The organism is Streptomyces sp. M92 (assembly GCF_028473745.1).
Lineage (GTDB): Bacteria > Actinomycetota > Actinomycetes > Streptomycetales > Streptomycetaceae > Streptomyces.
In genome coordinates this window covers 6589946-6607140 of record NZ_CP101137.1, presented here as the reverse complement: position 1 = coordinate 6607140, position 17195 = coordinate 6589946, and the positions used below count along the sequence as shown (strand labels likewise).

The window sequence follows — 17195 nt, the reverse complement described above, 5'->3', positions numbered from 1 at the left end:
GGTCAGGCCTTCTTGTAGTCGGTGGTGGAGGGGGCGGTGCGGAACTCGATGGACATCTGGCGGGGGTCCTCGCGGACGGGGAGGCCCTCGTCGTCGAGGAAGTACAGGGACTTGACGGGGGTCGGCTTCGGCGCCTTCACCGCGGACTCGACGCCGATCGGGAGGGGCGCGCTGTCGACGCCGTTGGCCGGGGGCTCGACGACGATCTTGATGGTGAGTTCGCCCTTCTTGCCGTGGGCGCGGACGGCGTCGAGGAGGGTGTGGAACTCGGCAGACAGCTCTTCGTCGGTGCGGCCGTTGAGGTGGGAGGCGAGGAAGGCGGCGACGGGGGCCTGCTGGATCTCACCGGTCTCGTGCTGGACGGTCATCGCTGGGTGGTGCCTTTCTGGGTGTGGTGCTGCGGGTCTCGGCTCTGGAGGTCGACCTGCTGGCCGTTGATGCAGTGCCGCCACCAGCCGGGGTGTCCGGGGATTCGGACGGGCGGCCAGTCGGGTGTGGCGATCACGTGCCGGGGCGGCTCGCGGGCGGTGTCGGAGTCGCTCATGCGGCTGCTCCTCGTTTCGTCGGGCGGCAGGTGGCCCGGTGGTCAGCGACGGGGTTGGCGCGGACGAAGTCGCGGACTTTGTCGCGGCCGGTGATGCGGCGGTAGGTGCCGCAGGCGGTGCAGAGGAAGTCGGCGACGGGGGTCTGTCCGCGGTCGGTGCGGCTGATCTGGAGGCCGCCGAGCCAGCCGCTCATGCCGCCGCCTTTCGGGTGCGGCGCTTGAGGCCCTGGGGCTTTTCGTCGGGGTCGTCGATGTCGTCCCAGGCGAGGGCGGACACCCAGCCGTTCTGGGCGGCGATGGTGCGAGTCCGCTTCGACGGGCCGGGCTTCAGTGCCTTCTCGCGGAAGATCCGTGCGACGGCCTCGGCCTGGTCGCGGGGGATTCGCTGGCGGCGGCCGACGACGATCTCGGTGACCTGGGTGCCGTAGATCCCGGCTTCCGTGCCGATGTGGGAGATGGGCCAGCCCATGACGGCCAGAGCTTCGAGACGGCGGCGGGTGCCGATGGCGGGCACTCGGTTGGGGGCGTCTTCGGGGCGCAGGTTGAGGATTGAGGTGATGGTGCGCTGGTGCACGGTGGCGACTTCGCCGTGGAGGATGTTGTGGATGGTGCGGCGGTCGACTCCGGCGGTGTCGGCGATCTCGATGTTGGTCCAGCCGCCCTTGCGGAGGGCGTGGATGTGCTGGATGGCGGGGGTGGTGGGGACGTAGCCGGGGATGCCGCGGAGGCGGCGGAGGCGTGCGGCCTTCTCACGGCGGGGGATGTAGGTGCTCATCGGGCCACCGCCACGGTCTGCGTCGGCCACTTCACGCTGTCCAGCGCGCGGCGCTGCTGCTGCGGCAGGTGGAGCAGCGGGTAGCCGAGCCAGTCCAGGCCCATCGCGGCGAACACCGCGGCGTCGGCGGCGTCGTACTTGCCGGTGCCCTCGCACCAGATGCCGAGCTGCTCGTTGACGAAGGTGCAGACGATGCCCTTGCAGATCCGGGCCCGCTTGTCCCGGGGCTCGGCCTTGGCGGGGTTGGGCACGCCGGTGACGTAGGTGTAGCGGCTCTGGGGGTTGGCGACGGCGAAGGGGATCCCACGGCGGTGGATCTCTGTGGTGAGGACCCACCACAGGCCGGCGAGCTGGTGGACGGCGGAGCCCTTGGCGCCGCGGGCGATGTCCTCGATGACGACGAGGTCGGCGGCCTTGACGCGGTCGGCGACCTCGCGGCGGAGGTAGTCGATGCGGGCGTGGCCGTCGAGCTTGGGGTGGCGTACGGCTTCGGCCCAGTCGGCTCCGGCGATGCCGAGACTGTTGAGGCTGGCGTCGATGCCGATGACGAGGGGCCGGGGCCCGGCCGCCGGGCGGGCGGCCGGTGCCTCGGTGGTGACGTGGAAGAGGGTGCTCACTGGGTGTCTCCCAGGCTGATCGGTGTGGTGTGGCGGCATTCGGTGCAGCACATGCCGCCGGTGGCGAGACGGAGCTGAAGCGTCGGCCGGTCCTGGACCGGGCAGTGCGCTTCGGTCTGGTCGAGGGCCTCGACCGGGCGGAGCAGCTGCTCCTCGTCAGCCGGGCGGGTGGCGCGGTGCCGGCCGGTCGGGACGGGCCAGGAGCGGGCGATGACGACGGCTCCGACGCCGACGGCGGTGACGGCCGCGCCGAGCGCGGTGGCGAACTGGCTCACGACGCCACCCGCTTTCCCGTCTTGCGACTCATCGCCTGATAGGCGCGACGTCGGTCGTTCTCAGCGGTCAGGCACTCGGTGCACGCCTGCTCGCCCCGATAGCGGTGCTGTCGGTACCCAGCCGGGGTGCCGTGGACGATCGGCTTCCTACGGGTCGGGGTGGGCGTACCGCGGGTTCGCTTGGCTTCGCGGTTCGCGCGGGTGCAGTCGTCGCAGGGGATTTCGCGGTGCCGGAGGTGCCGGGCGTAGGCAGCGAGGGTGCCGCACGGCTTCGGGAGGTTCGTCACGACGCCTCACCCCCGCGCTGTGCCGGGATCAGCGGCCAGGAGCCGTCGATCACCTTGTCAGGGGCGCCGCCCTGTTCCGGCGTGGCCTTCGTGCGGAACCACTGCTGGAGGCTGGCCTGCTGCTCCGCACGCCACTTCTGCTGCGCGCTGAACAGGCCCTGGGGGTCCCAGCCGTTGAGGTGCGGGTGGCGGTCGAACTGCGCCTCGGCGATCAGCAGCGCGGCGAGGGCGTCGGCCTCGGCGGTGTGCCAGTCGTTTAGGGCGACGCCGTACCGGTCCGCGGTGGGCTTCAGCTTGCGCTGGCCGGAGCCCCTGACGCGCTGGTTGACCTGCTTGTCGATGACGTGGGGGTCGATCAGGGGCAGGGGGCCGGGGCCGACGCGGTCGGTCATGGTGGGCAGGCCGTGGCGGAGCAGGTCGTAGTGGAGGATCGACCAGTCGAAGGACTGGTTGAACGCGATGACCGGCATGCCCCACTCGATGGCCCGGACGAGGTTGGTGGCGATCTCGTCGAGAGCGGTCTTCGGGTCCTGGCCGTCGGCCTGGACCATGGCGTCGGTGATGCCGTGGACCTCGGACGCCTCGGCCGGGATCGGCACGCCCGGGTTGATGAGCCAGGAGAAGAGGCGGTCGTCCCGGCCGCCGCCGCGGACGATGAACGCGGCGGTGACGATGCGGTCTTCGAGGGGGTTCGGGCCGGTGGTCTCGGTGTCCCAGGCGGCCTTGCGGACGTTGGCGAAGCTGCTCACTGGTCACCGCCGGTGCGCTCGCCGTGGATCCGCCGGCCGAGGTCGCCGAGCGTCTCCCACTCGCCGGTCTCGTTCTGCACGCGGGCGCCGAGCATCCGGGCGTTGGACACCTCGTAGCCGATCTGCTGGATGCGGCCCGGAGAGGTCTTCGGGTGGAGCAGCTCGTCGCGGTACGACTCGGCGGACCGGGCGGGCGCGTCCATGCCGCGCTCGATGCGGTCGGCGTCCGGGTCGCGGTCGCCGGTGGGGACGAGTCCAGCGGTAAGGAGCAGCGTCCGCAGGGCCACCGTCTGTGCCTTGGTGGTGGACTTGTCGGAGGTGTCGAGGGCCTCGCCCGCCGTCTGCAGGGTGAGGGTGTCGCCGAGGGGCCCCATGATCTGCCAGGTGACCGTGACGGTGCACTCGCGCATCATGCTGCCGCTCTTGGTCTGCTTGCCGCCGTACGACGTCGCCACGTTGATCGGCAGGACGTGCACGCCGTGCTTGAGGGTGACCGGGCCGAAGTGCTGGACGACGACGTCGGCGCCGCGGAAGTTGTACTTGGTGCGGCCTTCCTCGTACTTCTGGCCCTTGGCGATGGAGCGGATCTCGCGGCGGACGCGGAGCCACGCGATGTGGACGGGCACCATGTCCGGGTCGTCTTCGCCGGGCTCGTAGTCGGCCATCGGGTCCGGCATTGGGGTGAAGTCGTCGGCGGGCGGCGCGTCTTCGGCCGGGCCCATGGGGGCGTCGGCGCGGCCGGCGGCTGCGGCGGCCCGCTCAGCGATCGTGGTCATGCGGCGTGCTCCTCACGGACAGAGCGGGGAATCGAGATCTGGCGGTAGGTGGAGTCCTCGACGCAGTCGGCGTAGGCGTCCGGGTAGCGCTCGGCGAGCCGCTCGAAGTCGCAGTTGCGGCGGGAGCGTTCGTCGAGGGACACGTACGGCTTGTCGAGGACCGTGGCGGCCTCGGCGCCGCCGAGCCCGGCGAGGATGCGGGCCTTCGCGGCCTTCTTCCGGCGCTCGGCGACGACGACGTCCTGGTGCGCGTCGAGGTACTCCTCGACGGCCTCCTGCGTGTCGATGTCCCGGGTGATGTCCACGACGCCGTCGCGGTCCGGGTGGAGCCGGTCGTACAGGTCGAGGAGGACGTCCGGGTCCGCGTCCTGGGCGAGGACCGGCGGGCGCCGCTCGGTGATCTGCTGCCAGGCGAGTTCGCCCGCGGCGCGGAGGTCGTCGACGAGCTGGGCGTGGTCCCGGACCCGGATCACGTACTGCCGGTAGTCGTTGCCACCGATCAGAACCGCGGCGTGGACGTGGTCGAAGCCGCAGGTGTCGGCCTGCCACAGCGTCTGCACCAGGACGTCGTCGGCGACGCCGGCACGGAAGGCGCTCGCCTTCATCTTGTCGCGGCACTTGATCTCGACCGCGCACTTCTCGGCGCCGTCGGCGAGCGGGCACTCCAGGACGCGGCGGTCGAGGGTGCACATCTGCCAGGGGCGGTCGATGTTCTGGACGAGGCCGACGCGGCGGACGTAGCTGCGGTTGCGGCGGGCCCACTCGCGGGCGACGGTCTCCTCGAACGCGCGGCCCCAGAGGGCGGGTTCGCTGTCGTCGGACTCCAGGGGGAGGCCGCCGGTCTTGTCGTGCCAGACGGACAGGGCGTTGCCGTAGCGGCTGATGCCGAGGATGGCGGCGATGTCGCTGGAGCCGATGCCGGAGCGGCGGGCCTGGAGCCACTTCTCGCGGTCGGCGTCGGCGGGGAGGATGAGGCGGCCGGTGGGGGTGACCCGGCGGCCGGCGGCCGGGGCCGTGATGGCCCCAGCCTGCGCGGTCGTGCTCACGTGCTGTCCTCTCCGGTGGTGCTGATCAGGTGGTAGGTGGTGCGGCCCTCGACGTCCTCGCCGACGATGAGGAGCCCGCGCCCGGCGAGGGCCCGGAGGTCCTTCCGCGCGGTGTTCCGCTTCGTGGTGGGCCAGGGGCTGTCGGCCATGAGCTGCTCGGCCAGGCCCGTGGTGACGGGGCGGCCGTGCTCGCGGACGGCCTCGTAGAGGTACTCGCGGCGGGTGAGGAGGTCAGCCACGGTCGGCCCCTCCCTCGGTGACGTCGGTCCAGCGCTCGCCCCACTCGGCGGCGCTGTACGCGTATGCCGTCCAGGAGCCGTCGCTGACGCGGATCCAGCCGATGGCCTGGCGCTCACCCGTGGTGGGGTGGGCGGCGACGGCGGCGCAGTGGAACCGCCAGATCTCCAGGGCGTACCGGTGGCCGGGCTGGAAGAAGTCGGGGCTGCTCTTCTCCCCGGTGACGGCCGCGCGGACCACGGACGCCTCCAGGCGGAGGAACCGCAGGACCGTGTTCTTGCTGACGGTGCGGGAGGTACCGGCGGTCAGTCGCGTCTCGGCCTCGGCCGCCAGGTCCGTGATGACCTCGGCGCGGACGAGGCCGTACAGCTCCTCGACGCGGGCGTCGGTCGTCTCCCGGGAGGTCCACATGTCGGCCAGCAGGTGTACGTACTTGCGGAGTTCGGCGCGGGCGTTCATGCGGCGGCACCACCCTCGCGGCGCTGCGCCGGGATCGACGCCACCGGAGCAGCCGGAGCCACCGCCCGCAGACGATCCGCCAGCGCGGCCACCGCATCCCCGTACACCGGCACCTCGTAGCCCACCCCGGACAGCAGTCGCTCCATCAGCAGCTGCTCCGGCGCCCACCCGTCGTACTCGCCCTTCGTGCCGCGCTGGTCGGAGATCTCCAGCAGCAGCGCCATCAGGTCCGGGTCGTCGGCGATCGCGGTGAGCCGGTCGGTGAGGAAGTGCTCCAGGTCGAGGACCGCGCCGGTGGGGATGCCGCGGACGTAGATCCGGGTGGGGCCAGTGATGGTCGGCCGCCGGAGGACGCGGTGGAGGATGAGACGAAGACGGTTCATCACTCGTCGTCTCCTTCCGGGATCGTGACCCCGGCGGCGGCGTCCCACGCGTGACGGTCGGTGCGCACGGCGATGTTGGTGGCGCCGCGGTCCGGCGCGGACAGCGCGGTGGCGGCGGCGAGGGCGAGCGTCGCATGGGCCTGGGCGATCCCGATGACCTGCTCGTTGCCCTCTTCGACGTAGACGTTGCCGCGCTCGGTCATGAGCCCCTGGAGGAGGCGTTCGGCTTCGCGGTAGTGCTCGGGTCCGGTCATCGGGCGCCTCCACGGCGGTTGCGCAGGTGAGAGAGGGCAGAGGGGACGTCGGCCGCGCAGTAGGCGAGGAAGACCGTCCAGGCGATCGCGAACCACATGAGGGCTTCGAGGGCGCTCACTCGTCGGCCTCCGCGTCGTACTTGGCGGCGACCTCCAGGGCCTCCACCACGTAGTTGGTGGTGGACTCCTCGTTCTGGCCCGCGGTGACCACCAGCTCGGCGCCGCCGTCGTCCTCGATCCAGTCGAAGGAGAGGGTGGTGCCAGCCATCCACGAGCGGCGCTCGTCGGCCTCGCAGTGGGCGCGGGCCTCGGCGGCCGTGGTGTACAGGCCCATCGGGATCGAGTCGTGCGACGCGCGGTAGACGGTGCGCGGCGCGGCCTCCAGCTCGGCCCGCAGGTTCGTCAGCAGCAGCCCGACCGCCAAGTCCGGCCGGGACAGTTCCCCATAGTGCGCGAGGAGGATCGCCTGCACCTGACCGAGGGCGGTCTCTGGAACGTCGCCCTGGTCGGTGAGTGCGTAGGCGATGGGGTCCTCGTCGGCCGGCCGCTCGTACTCGGCGAGCTTCGCCTCCAGCTCGGCGACCCGGGCGCGGAACTTGGCGATCATCTCCAGGCACCAGCGGAGATCACTGCCCGCGTAAAGGACCATCTCCAGGTCCGCAGGCGACACGTTCGTGAACTGGCCCACCATCCGGGGATAGCCGTCGATGCGGGTGCGCACCGTGCCCGGCGTCACCCCCAGTTCCGTGGCCGGAGCCCGGTACCAAGGGCCGGGCTTCGCCTCGTCCACACGTGCCTGGATCTTGGCGACCCAGCGGTCCACCGCCTCGGGCACGTCCGTCCAATGCGCGCCCATCGGGAGCAGCGGGCGGCCGTCCTCGCCACGCCCCCACGGGGCCTTCGTGCGGTCGTCCGTCTGCGGCTCCGGGCCCACCGGCATCGGCAGGGCGCCCAGCTCACGGACCGCAGCCTCACGCACCCACGCCTCGTGCATCCGGTCCCGGCACGGCACGCAGATCACCGGAGCCCCGCGACCCCCCAGCCGCACGAACTGGTTCCCCGCGTCAGCCAGAGGCGTCGCGCACGTCGCGCACCGCTCCGGCACCACGTACCGGTCCACCGGCCGCAGGTACCAGACCTGCCCCGTCACGCCGTCCCACTCGAACGGCACCTTCACCAGGCGGCCGTCATCCGAGTGCGCGGACGGGGCCCGCTCCATCATCGGAGCCAGCAGCCGGAAAGCCTCGGCCTCGCGCGGGTCACCGGCGAGTTGGCCGCTCAGGATCCAGGTGTTGCTGTCCTCGGCGATCTCCCAGTGGTCCACCTGCGGCAGCCACGACGGGGCGGTGTCGAGGAGGGACGCGAGGGCAGTCGCGACAGTCGAAGGGGCGCTCATGCAGCCACCGCCGAGGACTCGTCCGCGGTGGCCGACGTCTCGACGGTCACGATCGTCCAGGCGCGGAACGGCACGCCGTCGAGGGCGCCCTCCGCGAAGGCGTAGGTGGACGTGGCGTCGTGGGGACGGTCCTGCACGTCGAGGCCGAACACTTCGGCGAACTCTCGCACGCTCTCGGAGCTGCGGTGGAAGTAGAAGAGGACGCCCATCGGCCGCTCGTACGTCCCGGGGACGTAGTCGAAGTGCGCGCTGTTGAGGTCGACGGACGCCGGGATGACGGGGACGCTCGAAGCGACCTGTTCGGCTGCCGAGAGGGCGGCCATGATGCCTTCGAGTCCGGGACGGAAGGTAATCTCTGTGGCCACGGGGGCCTCACTTTCTGGATTGGTGTGGTCGCCGAGTCGGGGGGTCGCCGGGCCTGCAAGCGGGCGGCCCTTCGGCGTTGATGGGATCAGGCGGCCGTCGCGGCCGGCGAGGTTTCCCTCACGGGAGCGGCCTGCGGCACGAGGCCAGCCGGGCGCGTCATGATCCGGCGGAGCTTCTCCACCAGTTCGTCGCTCGGCTCGGGGGCCTGGGCGACGCGCTCGTGGATCTCCGCGATGACGTCGTCACCGAGGAGCGCGCGGCGCTCTTCGCGGGTCATGCGGCGACTCCGGCGGGCTCGTCTTCCTCGTCCTCGACCAGGTCCATGACGGTGCGAATGTCCAGGTCATATGCCTGTGCGAGCCTGAGCGCCGAGTTCAGGTCAGGTTGTGCGGACCCGTCGACGTATCGATAAGCGGACGAGATGCTCACGCCGGTGCGCTTGGCGATGGCGTAGGGCGTCCTGTCGCCGTGTTCGGCGGCGATCTGGCGGAGGCGGGTGACGTTGAGTCGGTACACGTGGATGTCCCTCCCTTCGCAGGTGGCGGGGTGGTTTCCCTGATGAGGGAAACTAGACCACAGGGAATCCCTCTCTGGCAAGGGAATGCGCGAGGTCGGGAAGGGTGAAGTTGCATTCGCACGCGCGTTCGAACGTACGAGTGACCTGTGTTAATGCAGGTCAGTGGCCGAATGGCCGCTTTCCCGCGAGAGGGAAGCGTCGACTATTCCCTCTCCAGGGAAGTAGAGTTCACAGACATGACGGATGCCCCCACAGGGCGCGAGGAGAGGTTCTTCGCGCTCGTCCTCCCCGCCCTGGAAAGGGCCGGCTACGCCGCCTACGGCATGCAACAGAAACTCGTGGCCGACACCGGTATGAACAAGTCGACCGCCAGCAGGCTCCTACGCGGCGAGACAATCCCCCACGTCAAGTTCTTCCCCGCCCTGGCCAAGGCCGTCGGGCTCGACCCCGTCGAGCTCCTCGTGGCCGCCGAGGTCGTGCCCCGCGAGTATCTCGAGTCTCAACAGACACTGTCCGAAACAGATCGGTCACAGGTAGGCTCGGAGCCGATCACTCCGGAGGAGGCGGCGGAGCGGCTTGGCATCAATGACGACGTGGGGCGGTTCACCTTCTTCGCTGTCGTAGAGAAGCTCACCACCGACAACGCCGACGAAGACTCCTCCGGAGGCGCGACAGCACAGGCGTAATACCCGGGGGTGTACATGGATCTCACGGCTCGCAGCAAAGCCGCGGTCGCAACAGCCGTAGGCATCCTGCTCGCAGGATTCGCCGTGATCATCCGCAGTGCTTCAGCGCAGAACGCGGCAGGCTCCATCGGTGGGGCCTGCCTCGTCATGGTGGCCCTGACCGTTGTCATCCTGGTCCTCGTGCGCGCCTGGATCTGCAACACCAACGAGGAGCGGCGGATCCTCGCCGCCGCCCAGCGCGAGGCACAGTCCGAACGCACCCGCTACATCGCCGCCCAGGCCGGCCTCACGAACGAGTCGACCCGACTCAACCGCGAAGCGATCGCCGAGCGAGCCCGGCTCACCGCCATGATGAAAGCCGAACGCGCCAAGATGCAGGCAGAGTTCGAGAACACCCGCGCCAAAGAGCTCAGCGAAGCATTCCAGACCGGCGCCGAAATGGAACGCGCCGGCGCCTTCAAGAAGCGCCAGCAGCCCCCGCGAGGGAACCTTCTGACGTTCCCGAAGAAGCAGCCCGCGGCCCCGGAAGCCGAGCGGGAGCGGTCGCGGGAGCACGGAGTGGTCGGTCCCTGAACCCGCGCTCCCCGGCGAACGCAAGCCGAATGCGGTCGCCTGGAGTCTTCACCTTGTACAGGCGCACGGTCACAACGCTCTGGATGATCTCCCGCTTCTGTTCCAGCGTCAGCCCGGGCGCCGCCGGCCGGTCCGCCGACGCGGGCCGCCCATTCCACACCGTCTCCGGATCCTCGTCCAGCATCCGCAGGAGCAGCGGCGAGGTGCCAGTGAAGCTCTGCAGCTTCTTCCGCTCCGCTTCCAGCTTCGGCTCGATCCGGGCTTCCATCCCCGCGAGAGACGTCGCCGACAGCTTGAAGCGGCCGGCCTGATCGTCGAAGGTCTCAGCGAGATGCCGGGCCTCGGCGAGCTGCTCCTCATACGAGTTGATCAGCCGCTGTGTGGCGGTCACCATCTCCTCGACCTTGCCGTCGGATGGGACGAGAGCAGCCCGAGCCTTGGCCTTGTTGCTGAACCAGGCGATGATCGCCTCTTCGACGTACGCGTTGAGTACGGCCTCCACGATGGACGTGTCGTACTTCTCGGTGCAGGCCAGCGTTGCGTTCTTACGGCCTCTGGCTGGGGTGAGGTATCGCAGGCGCGCGTGGTCGCCGCACTCTCCGCACAGTGGGATGTAGGTCAGGAGATGCGCGACTTCGGTCCCGCGGTGCTTGGTCCGGGTGGGGTCGGTGATTCTCGCTGTGACCCGGAAGAACATGGCTCTGCCCTGAGGGGTCTCAAGCCCCTTGATGGGCGCCCAAACTGCCTTGATGTACTGGCCTTGGTGGAGGCGCTCACCCAAGTACGCGCGGTTGAGGACGGTCATCCTGACCGACTGCTCCGTCCACGGGTGTCCGTCCAGTCGCGCGGCGTCCGGCTCAGACCTGAGCCAGCGCTTCACCGCTCCGAGGGTGTGGCCGGAGTCCAGGCGGCGCAGCATCTCCAGCACGTAGGGCCCGCGCTCGTCTTCTTCCTGTCCGGTGCAGCGCTTGCGCCCGTTGACCATGTCGTACGTCCGCGTATACCCGTAGATCGACTTGCCGTGCGGCATTCCCGCCTGCGCCTGGAGGCCGGCGGTGCGCAGGTTCCGGTCGCGGATCCCCTCCGCTTCGTCCTCGGCGGCGATGGCGTCCTGCGCGGTGGCCTTCCGGTCCTCCCTCTTGCTGAGGTCGAAGACCTGGCCGTTGTAGCAAAGCAGCGTGTCCGTCGACATGCAGGCCGCACGGAGCCGCACGTACGCTTCGAGGTCGCGGTAGTAGCGGGAGGCTTCGAACGCGACGACGACTCGTCTTGCGCCCGGGGGAGTCGGCTCCGACTTGATGTAGGTGATCAGCGCTTCGAAGTCGTCGCGGGCCTTGCGGCCGTGGCGGCTGGCGGACATGTCGGTGTCTTTGAACTCGCGGACGATTTTCCAGCCGTGCTGGCCGCACAGGGTGCGTCCGTTGGTGAGTTGGTCGTCGACGGAGTTGCCCCTGCCTATCGCGTCGTCCGAGTTGCGGCCGTAGAGCAGGGCCTCGAAGGTGACTCCGGGGATGACCAGGTGCAGGTACTCGGGCGCGTAGGGCATGCCGTCATGCTAGCGAAGTGCTGCCATCAGTAAGCGGTTTTGTGGCTCCACGCCTCGTACTGGCTCCGTGACATCCAGAACCCCACCGGCTCCCCGACGCCCTCGACGTCCAGCTCGGCCAGCAGGACGTCCGCCGCGCCGGTGCGGAACTCGCCGGCCGGGTAGCACATGGGGGCGCTGCCGTCGCAGCACCCGCCGGACTGGTGGAACATCAGCGGGCCGTGCGCCTCCCGGAGCCGGCGCAGCAGCGCGGCCGCCTCGGGGGTGAGCTCGACGCGGGGAGTCTCCTCGTATGTGTCGCGCATGCCTCGCATACCAGCACGGGGAGGGTTGCGACAGGGTTGCACGCTTCCCCGGCGGAGCGGGCCGATCCCTTTACCTCTTTACCTCTTTTGACATACCTATCTCCACATACCTAATGTGTCGGAGTGACCGACTCCAGCACCCCTCGCCGGGACATCGACCGTGTGGCCGCCGGCCTCGCGGCATGCCTCCCCGCGCTGCACCGGGCGCTGGACCGGCAGGTCACCGTCCGGTACCCGCACCCCAAGCCCCCCGAGGGGCAGCTCGCCCTGCTGCGGTTCGTCGCCCAGCACGAGGGCGCCACGGTGCGCGAGGCCGCCGAGGCCCTGCTGATGAAGCCGAACAACGTCAGCGCCCTGGTCTCCCAGCTCACCGAACGGGGCGACCTGGAGCGCCGGCAGGACAGCGCCGACAAGCGGGTCGCCCACCTCCACCTGACGGCCACCGCCCGAGAGCGGGTGACCGAGGTGCGGGCACTGGAGACCGCGTTCGTCCGCCAGGCCCTGACCTCCCTCACCGAGGGCCAGCAGGGCGCGCTCGGCTCCGCCCTGGACGCCCTCGACGCCCTGACGCGGCACCTGAACCCCACCACCCGCTAGCGGGCCCGGACCAGGCATTCCCGCCGGCCGCGGGCACACCGCCGTGCCCGCGGCCGTACCGCCGTGTTCCCGGACGCCGCCCCGCCGTGCTCCCGGGTGCCGGCCCGCGCGTCCCTGCAACACCCTCCGAACCTCCCGGAAGAGAAGGCCCACCCATGTCGTCCACGTCCGTGGATCGCCCCTCCGCGCCCGCCGCCGTGACCGCTCCACCGGCCTCCGGCCGCGTGCGCTCCAACCCCTGGCTGACCCTGCTCGCCGTCGCCTTCGGACTCTTCATGGTCCAGCTCGACGGCTCCGTCGTCGCCATCGCCAACCCCGAGATCGGCAGCGACCTGCACGCGTCCACCGCCGAACTGCAGTGGGTGACCAACTCCTACCTGCTCGCGCTGGCCGCCACCCTGATCCTCGGTGGCAAGCTCGGCGACCGGTTCGGCCGCCGCACCTACTACCTGGTGGGCGTGGCCGGCTTCACCCTCGCGTCGACAGCCATCGGCCTGTCCGGCTCCATCGAGGGCGTCGTCGCCTTCCGCGCCCTCCAGGGCGCCTTCGGCGGACTGCTCATGCCCAACACCCTCGGCCTGCTGCGCTCCGTGTTCCCGCCGAGGAAGTTCGGCATGGCCGTGGGCATCTGGGCCATGGTCTCCGCCGTCGCGACGGCCCTCGGCCCCATCGTCGGCGGACTCCTCGTGGAGCACGTCGACTGGGAGTCCGTCTTCTACATCAACGCCCCCATCGGCGTCGCCGCCATCGCCTTCGGCCTCCTCGTCCTGCCGGAGAGCCGCAGCGCCACCGGAAAGGAACGCTTCGACATCCCCGGCCTGGTCCTGCTCGCCCTCGGCCTGCTCGCCGTCGTCTTCGGCGTGGTCAAGGGCGAGACCTGGGGCTGGACCTCCGCCGGCACCCTCGGCTCCGTCGCGGCCGGCCTCGTACTCCTGCTCGTCTTCGGCTGGTACGAGACGCGGGTGGAGCACCCCCTGCTGCCGATGCGGCTGTTCCGCAGCCGCGCGCTGACCGTCGGCGCGATCATCACCGCGCTGAACTTCTTCGTCATGCTCGGCGTGATCTTCTTCGTCATGCTCTACCTGCAGAACGTGCGCGGCTTGACACCGGTCGAGGCGGGCGTGCGGACCCTGCCGCTCAGCCTCGCCTCGTTGGTCGCCTCGCCGCTCGGCGCCGCCCTGACCCAGCGCTTCGGGCCCCGGCTGACCATGCCGCTGGGCATGCTGCTCCAGGCGGCCTCCTGCTTCGGCATGCTCACCTGGCAGACCGACTCCTCCTACGCCACGATGTGGCCGCCGTTCATCGCGCTCGGCCTCGGTGTGGGCATGGTGATGTCCGCCTCCTCCGACGCCATCGTCGGCAACGCCCCCGTCCGGGACGGCGGAGTCGCCGGTGGTCTGCAGGCCACCACGCTGCAGATCGGCGGCGCGCTCGGCACATCCGTGCTGGTCTCCCTGATCAGCGGCAAGGTCGGCGCCACGCTCACCGGCGAGCTGACCGACGCCGGTGTGCCCTCGGCGGTGGCCGACGGCATGCGGGAGGCCAAGGACGCCGTGGCGATGGGCGTCGCACCCGTCTCCGGAGACATGCCGGCCGGCCTGCGGGCCGCCGTGGTCGAGGGCAGCGGGCAGGCCTTCATGAACGGCGTCCACGTGGCGGTGGTCGTCACCGGCGTGCTGTGCCTGCTCGGCGCGGCCCTCGCCGCGGCCGGGATCGGGCGCAGGGCGCAGCGGCCGGCGGACCACTGAGACCGGGAACGGCAGCGCCCGCCGCGCCGCCGCCGGCCCGTCTCAGGCCTCCCCGGCCACGGCGCGGGGCAGCACCGTGACACGGCGGAAGTTGCACTCCGAGAGCGGCTCCGCACCGGGCCGGGCCTGATGCGCTTTCAGCGCGATGCTCACCAGGCTCAGCAGCAGGTCGACGTCGGCGTCGCAGTCCAGGTGCACCGTCACCCAACGCGAGCCGGGGAGCAGGCGGATGGCGCTGGAGCCACCGAGGTCGTACTGGAAACGCTGGAGGGCCCGGCGGGTCAGGTGGAGGTCCACGTCCCGGCCCGAGTGGAAGTGGACGATCTCGTCACGGACGGAGCGCACGGCCCGTCCGGTTCCGCAACTGGCCGGACCCGTGGTGAGGTCGGGCCAGGCTTGCAGCCGCTCGAGGGCACGCTGGGCCAGAGTCATGCCCCCATCGTGGCCCGATCACCGCGCCGCAACCAGAGGTTGAGCGATTTGTAACCGGCACGTGAGGTGGGTGGGGCTCCCGAAGCCCCGGGGAGGCTTCCCGTCGGCGGGCGAGGCACCTCCCCGGGACCGGTCTACGGCAGCACGCAGCCGATCGTGCCCACGGGGAAGTCGTTGCCCGAGGACGTGGCGGTGAAGCCGAAGGCCACGCTGCCGTCCGGTGGGATCACGCGGTTGTGGTCCACGTTGCGCACCGTGACCGTGCCGTCGGTGCCACCGGAGAGCGAACCGTTCCACACCCCGCCGAGCGTGGTCCCGTCGCCGGGCTGCCACCGCACGGCCCAGCCGTCCAGCGGCTCCGTGCCGTGGTTCATCACCTCGACGGAGCCCTGGAACCCGCCGCTCCAGGAGTTCTCCACGTTGTAGACGGCCATGCAGTCGCCGGAGTGGGTGGGCGGCGGGGTCGTCGGGTCCGTCGGGGTGGGCGTCGGCTCGGGCGTGCCGTCCGAGCCGCGGATGCCGGTCACCTCGCCGTTGCCGCCGTCGAAGACGACGTCGGAGCAGGAGAAGAAGTTCTCCTGGCTGTCCGAGCGCACCCACTGCATGAAGATCAGCGCGTCACCGGAGCGGCCCGAGGGCAGCGCCAGGTCCCAGTAGTAGTGGCCCCCGTCGCCACCGGCCGAACCCCGCTGCGGCGGGTCGGTCACCGTCTGGATCAGCTCCAGGTCGTCCCAGCCCAGCTCGGAGGTGGGCGACCAGCCGGGCTTGGTCAGGTAGACCCGGAAGTCGCCCGGGTGGGCCGCCCAGTTGCTGTAGTTCACCTGGATCGTCGAACCGGACGTCAGATGCGTACGGGGCCAGTCGCCGCGCGGCGCGTTGTAGGCGGAGAAGTCGTACGGGGAACGGTCTCCGGCGCTGCACAGGGTGCCGTCCGGCACGTAACCGGCGCCGCGCCCGCCCGCGTTGGAGTCGAGGACGGCGAACCAGTTGTACAGCGCCGTCGCGCCGCTCTGGTCGAGCGCGGCCTGACAGGCGGGGTTGGTCGGGTCGAGGGCGCCGGTGCCGGTCTTGGCGTCCAGCTGGCACAGGTAGGTGCGGGAGCCGGGCATCATCGCCACGCCGTGCGCCTCGGCGCGTCCCTGTCCGAGCAGGAAGGTCACGCCGAGCGCGCTGAGCAAGGTGGCCAGCACCGCCGCGAGGGTGAGGGATCTGTTGCGTCGAGCCATGGGTTCTCCTGTTCTTGACGATCAGGGCATGACGATCAGGGCATGAAGGTCAGGGCATGAAGGTCAGGGCGTGACGATCTGCGCATGACTTCGAGAAGCTGCGTTGGAACCCCCGCCCGTCCGGGGAAGGCGTGGTCGGCCGGACGGGCGAGGGGGCATGGGGGGGTGGGACGCTATGCCGTGGCGCAGGAAGTGCCGTTCAGGGTGAAGCCGCCCGGTTCGGCGAACGCGCCGCCGTGCGTGCCCTGGAAGCCGAACGTGACGCTGCCGCCGGAGGCGATCCGGGCGTTGTGGCCGACGCCGGTCGCCGTGACCGCGCCCGTGGCGGGGCTGACGGAGGCGTTCCAGGCGTTGGTGATCCGCTGGCCGGAAGGCAGAGTGAAGGCGAGACTCCAGGCGTCGACGGCGGCCGGCCCGGTGTTGCGCACGGTGACGTCCGCGGTGAAGCCGTCCTGCCAGACGTTGGTGCCGTACGTCACCTCGCACGCCACCGGGTCACCGGGGTCGGGGTCGGGGCCGCCCGGGGTGCCACCGGTCTCGACGGTGGAGGAGAAGGAGTTCACGGTGAGCCCGGCCCCGTTCTGCCACGGCTCGAAACCGGCCTGGACGCTGGTCAGATACCAGTCGTCCTCGGCGAGTCCGCGGGCGACGGTCGCCCGGACGAAGTCCATGACGTCGAAGCTCCAGTCGGTGATGGCCGAGGGGGCCACGAAGGACAGGACGTCGTTGGTCCCGTTGCTGCCCGTCCACAGTTCCCAGTTCCGCCCGCCCACGGTGGCCGTGCCGACCTGGGAGCCGATGGGCTGGATCGGGCCCACCCTGTTGAACCAGATCATGATCTCGGTCTGGTTCACCCCGTCCGTCCGGGGCGTCGGGTCCAGCCAGATGTCGTACGAGGCGTTGTAGACGGCGTCGCCGACGTAGCCGTAGGAGATGCTCGACGGTGCCTCGGAGACGGTGCTGAGCCGGGCGGGCAGGTTGGTGCCCGGCGAACAGTTGGTGTAGTGGCAGCCGTTGAAGACGGACGGGTACGACTTGGGTGCCCCGTTCGTCGGCACCGAGCCGTCGGCCCGGCTCACCCGGAAGCCGGTGTCGGTGGCGGTGACGCACTGGTCCGCGCTGGTGCCCCAGCGGTTGTTCTGGACGACGTAGCGTCCCTGGATCGTCGTCGTCCCGAACGGCTCACAGAGGGTGGTGTCGGCCTGCGCCGGTGCCGCCGCGGTCACCAGCGACGTGACCAGCGCGAGGATCGCGATCAGTGCTCCTGCGGCACCGCGCAGGGGACGGACTTGGGGGCGTAACGGTCGCATGGGGGCCTCTCCGGGAGGGTGCGGGGGGATGGAGGGACCGGTGCGGGAGCGCTCCCAACTCCCCACTGATGGGAGCGCTCCCACTTACCGG

26 protein-coding genes and 1 pseudogene are annotated in these 17195 nt (G+C 70.6%); 4 read left to right on the top strand and 23 right to left on the bottom strand.

From position 1 onward, the window contains the following. Window positions 1-2: 2 nt before the first annotated feature. From M6G08_RS30280 to M6G08_RS30195, 18 genes are all read right to left on the bottom strand, one after another. Window positions 3-368, bottom strand: a complete 366-nt coding sequence (locus M6G08_RS30280; RefSeq protein WP_272590297.1) for a YfdP family phage-associated protein — start codon at window positions 366-368, stop codon at window positions 3-5. Beyond that, the gene (locus M6G08_RS30275) at window positions 365-544 is read right to left on the bottom strand and encodes a hypothetical protein (protein ID WP_272590296.1); all 180 of its coding nucleotides are present in this window, start codon (window positions 542-544) and stop codon (window positions 365-367) included. The genes M6G08_RS30280 and M6G08_RS30275 overlap by 4 nt, the downstream gene beginning before the upstream one ends. After that, complete coding sequence (locus tag M6G08_RS30270; RefSeq protein WP_272590295.1) at window positions 541-738, bottom strand: transcription factor WhiB; 198 nt, start codon at window positions 736-738, stop codon at window positions 541-543. The genes M6G08_RS30275 and M6G08_RS30270 overlap by 4 nt, the downstream gene beginning before the upstream one ends. After that, window positions 735-1319, bottom strand: a complete 585-nt coding sequence (locus M6G08_RS30265) for a hypothetical protein (protein WP_272590294.1) — start codon at window positions 1317-1319, stop codon at window positions 735-737. The genes M6G08_RS30270 and M6G08_RS30265 overlap by 4 nt, the downstream gene beginning before the upstream one ends. Then, window positions 1316-1936 carry a hypothetical protein gene (locus M6G08_RS30260; protein ID WP_272590293.1) on the bottom strand — a complete coding sequence of 207 codons (621 nt, stop codon included), beginning with the start codon at window positions 1934-1936 and terminating at the stop codon, window positions 1316-1318. Before M6G08_RS30260 ends, M6G08_RS30265 begins: the two co-directional genes overlap by 4 nt. Beyond that, the gene (locus M6G08_RS30255) at window positions 1933-2211 is read right to left on the bottom strand and encodes a hypothetical protein (RefSeq protein WP_272590292.1); all 279 of its coding nucleotides are present in this window, start codon (window positions 2209-2211) and stop codon (window positions 1933-1935) included. Before M6G08_RS30255 ends, M6G08_RS30260 begins: the two co-directional genes overlap by 4 nt. A 283-nt stretch (window positions 2212-2494) precedes the next feature. Then, entirely contained in the window at window positions 2495-3247 is a 753-nt protein-coding gene (locus M6G08_RS30250) for an exonuclease domain-containing protein (RefSeq protein ID WP_272590291.1), read from the bottom strand. Continuing rightward, complete coding sequence (locus tag M6G08_RS30245; protein ID WP_272590290.1) at window positions 3244-4023, bottom strand: ERF family protein; 780 nt, start codon at window positions 4021-4023, stop codon at window positions 3244-3246. The genes M6G08_RS30250 and M6G08_RS30245 overlap by 4 nt, the downstream gene beginning before the upstream one ends. Continuing rightward, window positions 4020-5069, bottom strand: a complete 1050-nt coding sequence (locus M6G08_RS30240) for a YqaJ viral recombinase family nuclease (protein WP_272590289.1) — start codon at window positions 5067-5069, stop codon at window positions 4020-4022. The genes M6G08_RS30245 and M6G08_RS30240 overlap by 4 nt, the downstream gene beginning before the upstream one ends. Next, the gene (locus M6G08_RS30235; protein WP_272590288.1) at window positions 5066-5308 is read right to left on the bottom strand and encodes a hypothetical protein; all 243 of its coding nucleotides are present in this window, start codon (window positions 5306-5308) and stop codon (window positions 5066-5068) included. Before M6G08_RS30235 ends, M6G08_RS30240 begins: the two co-directional genes overlap by 4 nt. Further along, window positions 5301-5765, bottom strand: a complete 465-nt coding sequence (locus tag M6G08_RS30230) for a hypothetical protein (protein WP_272590287.1) — start codon at window positions 5763-5765, stop codon at window positions 5301-5303. The genes M6G08_RS30235 and M6G08_RS30230 overlap by 8 nt, the downstream gene beginning before the upstream one ends. Then, the gene (locus M6G08_RS30225) at window positions 5762-6148 is read right to left on the bottom strand and encodes a hypothetical protein (protein ID WP_272590286.1); all 387 of its coding nucleotides are present in this window, start codon (window positions 6146-6148) and stop codon (window positions 5762-5764) included. The genes M6G08_RS30230 and M6G08_RS30225 overlap by 4 nt, the downstream gene beginning before the upstream one ends. Further along, window positions 6148-6402 (bottom strand): hypothetical protein, encoded by a 255-nt coding sequence (locus M6G08_RS30220; RefSeq protein WP_272590285.1) that lies wholly within the window; start codon window positions 6400-6402, stop codon window positions 6148-6150. Before M6G08_RS30220 ends, M6G08_RS30225 begins: the two co-directional genes overlap by 1 nt. Continuing rightward, complete coding sequence (locus M6G08_RS30215) at window positions 6399-6521, bottom strand: hypothetical protein (protein WP_272590284.1); 123 nt, start codon at window positions 6519-6521, stop codon at window positions 6399-6401. The genes M6G08_RS30220 and M6G08_RS30215 overlap by 4 nt, the downstream gene beginning before the upstream one ends. Next, the gene (locus M6G08_RS30210; RefSeq protein ID WP_272590283.1) at window positions 6518-7798 is read right to left on the bottom strand and encodes an LIM domain-containing protein; all 1281 of its coding nucleotides are present in this window, start codon (window positions 7796-7798) and stop codon (window positions 6518-6520) included. The genes M6G08_RS30215 and M6G08_RS30210 overlap by 4 nt, the downstream gene beginning before the upstream one ends. Then, complete coding sequence (locus M6G08_RS30205; protein ID WP_272590282.1) at window positions 7795-8163, bottom strand: hypothetical protein; 369 nt, start codon at window positions 8161-8163, stop codon at window positions 7795-7797. Before M6G08_RS30205 ends, M6G08_RS30210 begins: the two co-directional genes overlap by 4 nt. An 86-nt stretch (window positions 8164-8249) precedes the next feature. Further along, complete coding sequence (locus M6G08_RS30200; RefSeq protein WP_272590281.1) at window positions 8250-8441, bottom strand: hypothetical protein; 192 nt, start codon at window positions 8439-8441, stop codon at window positions 8250-8252. Next, window positions 8438-8680, bottom strand: coding sequence for a helix-turn-helix domain-containing protein (locus tag M6G08_RS30195; RefSeq protein WP_272590280.1), 243 nt, complete (start codon window positions 8678-8680; stop codon window positions 8438-8440). The genes M6G08_RS30200 and M6G08_RS30195 overlap by 4 nt, the downstream gene beginning before the upstream one ends. A gap of 171 nt (window positions 8681-8851) precedes the next feature. Here M6G08_RS30195 and M6G08_RS30190 point away from each other — a divergent pair, with 171 nt between their 5' ends. Beyond that, window positions 8852-9367: a helix-turn-helix domain-containing protein gene (locus M6G08_RS30190; RefSeq protein WP_272590279.1), complete on the top strand. Its 516-nt coding sequence runs from the start codon at window positions 8852-8854 to the stop codon at window positions 9365-9367. 15 nt (window positions 9368-9382) lie between these two features. Beyond that, a complete protein-coding gene (locus M6G08_RS30185) occupies window positions 9383-9940 on the top strand; it encodes a hypothetical protein (RefSeq protein ID WP_272590278.1) in 558 nt (185 codons plus the stop codon). Here M6G08_RS30185 and M6G08_RS30180 read toward each other — a convergent pair. After that, window positions 9825-11486 (bottom strand): recombinase family protein, encoded by a 1662-nt coding sequence (locus M6G08_RS30180; RefSeq protein ID WP_272590277.1) that lies wholly within the window; start codon window positions 11484-11486, stop codon window positions 9825-9827. The genes M6G08_RS30185 and M6G08_RS30180 overlap by 116 nt on opposite strands. A gap of 41 nt (window positions 11487-11527) precedes the next feature. Next, window positions 11528-11791 (bottom strand): annotated as a pseudogene (locus M6G08_RS30175) (DUF779 domain-containing protein); the annotation flags it as partial. Between the two features lie 123 nt (window positions 11792-11914). On the opposite strand from M6G08_RS30175, the gene M6G08_RS30170 reads away from it, so the two are divergent. Both M6G08_RS30170 and M6G08_RS30165 read left to right on the top strand, forming a co-directional pair. Then, the gene (locus M6G08_RS30170; RefSeq protein ID WP_272590276.1) at window positions 11915-12388 is read left to right on the top strand and encodes a MarR family winged helix-turn-helix transcriptional regulator; all 474 of its coding nucleotides are present in this window, start codon (window positions 11915-11917) and stop codon (window positions 12386-12388) included. 155 nt (window positions 12389-12543) lie between these two features. Continuing rightward, window positions 12544-14136: an MFS transporter gene (locus M6G08_RS30165; protein ID WP_272590275.1), complete on the top strand. Its 1593-nt coding sequence runs from the start codon at window positions 12544-12546 to the stop codon at window positions 14134-14136. Between the two features lie 42 nt (window positions 14137-14178). Here M6G08_RS30165 and M6G08_RS30160 read toward each other — a convergent pair whose 3' ends face one another. The 3 genes from M6G08_RS30160 to M6G08_RS30150 all read right to left on the bottom strand — a co-directional run bounded on the left by M6G08_RS30160 (window position 14179) and on the right by M6G08_RS30150 (window position 17104). Then, the gene (locus M6G08_RS30160) at window positions 14179-14568 is read right to left on the bottom strand and encodes a luciferase domain-containing protein (RefSeq protein WP_272590274.1); all 390 of its coding nucleotides are present in this window, start codon (window positions 14566-14568) and stop codon (window positions 14179-14181) included. Between the two features lie 134 nt (window positions 14569-14702). Further along, window positions 14703-15794, bottom strand: a complete 1092-nt coding sequence (locus M6G08_RS30155; RefSeq protein WP_272590273.1) for a lytic polysaccharide monooxygenase — start codon at window positions 15792-15794, stop codon at window positions 14703-14705. 173 nt (window positions 15795-15967) lie between these two features. Further along, window positions 15968-17104 carry a glycoside hydrolase family 12 protein gene (locus M6G08_RS30150; protein WP_272590272.1) on the bottom strand — a complete coding sequence of 379 codons (1137 nt, stop codon included), beginning with the start codon at window positions 17102-17104 and terminating at the stop codon, window positions 15968-15970. Window positions 17105-17195: the final 91 nt, after the last annotated feature.

Coding starts and splice junctions, on each gene's coding strand:
- M6G08_RS30225 (WP_272590286.1), bottom strand. CDS start 6,148: ATGAACCGTCTTCGTCTCATCCTCCACCGCGTCCTCCGGCGGCCGACC.
- M6G08_RS30155 (WP_272590273.1), bottom strand. CDS start 15,794: ATGGCTCGACGCAACAGATCCCTCACCCTCGCGGCGGTGCTGGCCACC.
- M6G08_RS30150 (WP_272590272.1), bottom strand. CDS start 17,104: ATGCGACCGTTACGCCCCCAAGTCCGTCCCCTGCGCGGTGCCGCAGGA.
- M6G08_RS30165 (WP_272590275.1), top strand. CDS start 12,544: ATGTCGTCCACGTCCGTGGATCGCCCCTCCGCGCCCGCCGCCGTGACC.
- M6G08_RS30160 (WP_272590274.1), bottom strand. CDS start 14,568: ATGACTCTGGCCCAGCGTGCCCTCGAGCGGCTGCAAGCCTGGCCCGAC.
- M6G08_RS30270 (WP_272590295.1), bottom strand. CDS start 738: ATGAGCGGCTGGCTCGGCGGCCTCCAGATCAGCCGCACCGACCGCGGA.
- M6G08_RS30265 (WP_272590294.1), bottom strand. CDS start 1,319: ATGAGCACCTACATCCCCCGCCGTGAGAAGGCCGCACGCCTCCGCCGC.
- M6G08_RS30280 (WP_272590297.1), bottom strand. CDS start 368: ATGACCGTCCAGCACGAGACCGGTGAGATCCAGCAGGCCCCCGTCGCC.
- M6G08_RS30220 (WP_272590285.1), bottom strand. CDS start 6,402: ATGACCGGACCCGAGCACTACCGCGAAGCCGAACGCCTCCTCCAGGGG.
- M6G08_RS30275 (WP_272590296.1), bottom strand. CDS start 544: ATGAGCGACTCCGACACCGCCCGCGAGCCGCCCCGGCACGTGATCGCC.
- M6G08_RS30245 (WP_272590290.1), bottom strand. CDS start 4,023: ATGACCACGATCGCTGAGCGGGCCGCCGCAGCCGCCGGCCGCGCCGAC.
- M6G08_RS30190 (WP_272590279.1), top strand. CDS start 8,852: ATGGCCGCTTTCCCGCGAGAGGGAAGCGTCGACTATTCCCTCTCCAGG.
- M6G08_RS30180 (WP_272590277.1), bottom strand. CDS start 11,486: ATGCCCTACGCGCCCGAGTACCTGCACCTGGTCATCCCCGGAGTCACC.
- M6G08_RS30185 (WP_272590278.1), top strand. CDS start 9,383: ATGGATCTCACGGCTCGCAGCAAAGCCGCGGTCGCAACAGCCGTAGGC.
- M6G08_RS30200 (WP_272590281.1), bottom strand. CDS start 8,441: ATGACCCGCGAAGAGCGCCGCGCGCTCCTCGGTGACGACGTCATCGCG.
- M6G08_RS30210 (WP_272590283.1), bottom strand. CDS start 7,798: ATGAGCGCCCCTTCGACTGTCGCGACTGCCCTCGCGTCCCTCCTCGAC.
- M6G08_RS30230 (WP_272590287.1), bottom strand. CDS start 5,765: ATGAACGCCCGCGCCGAACTCCGCAAGTACGTACACCTGCTGGCCGAC.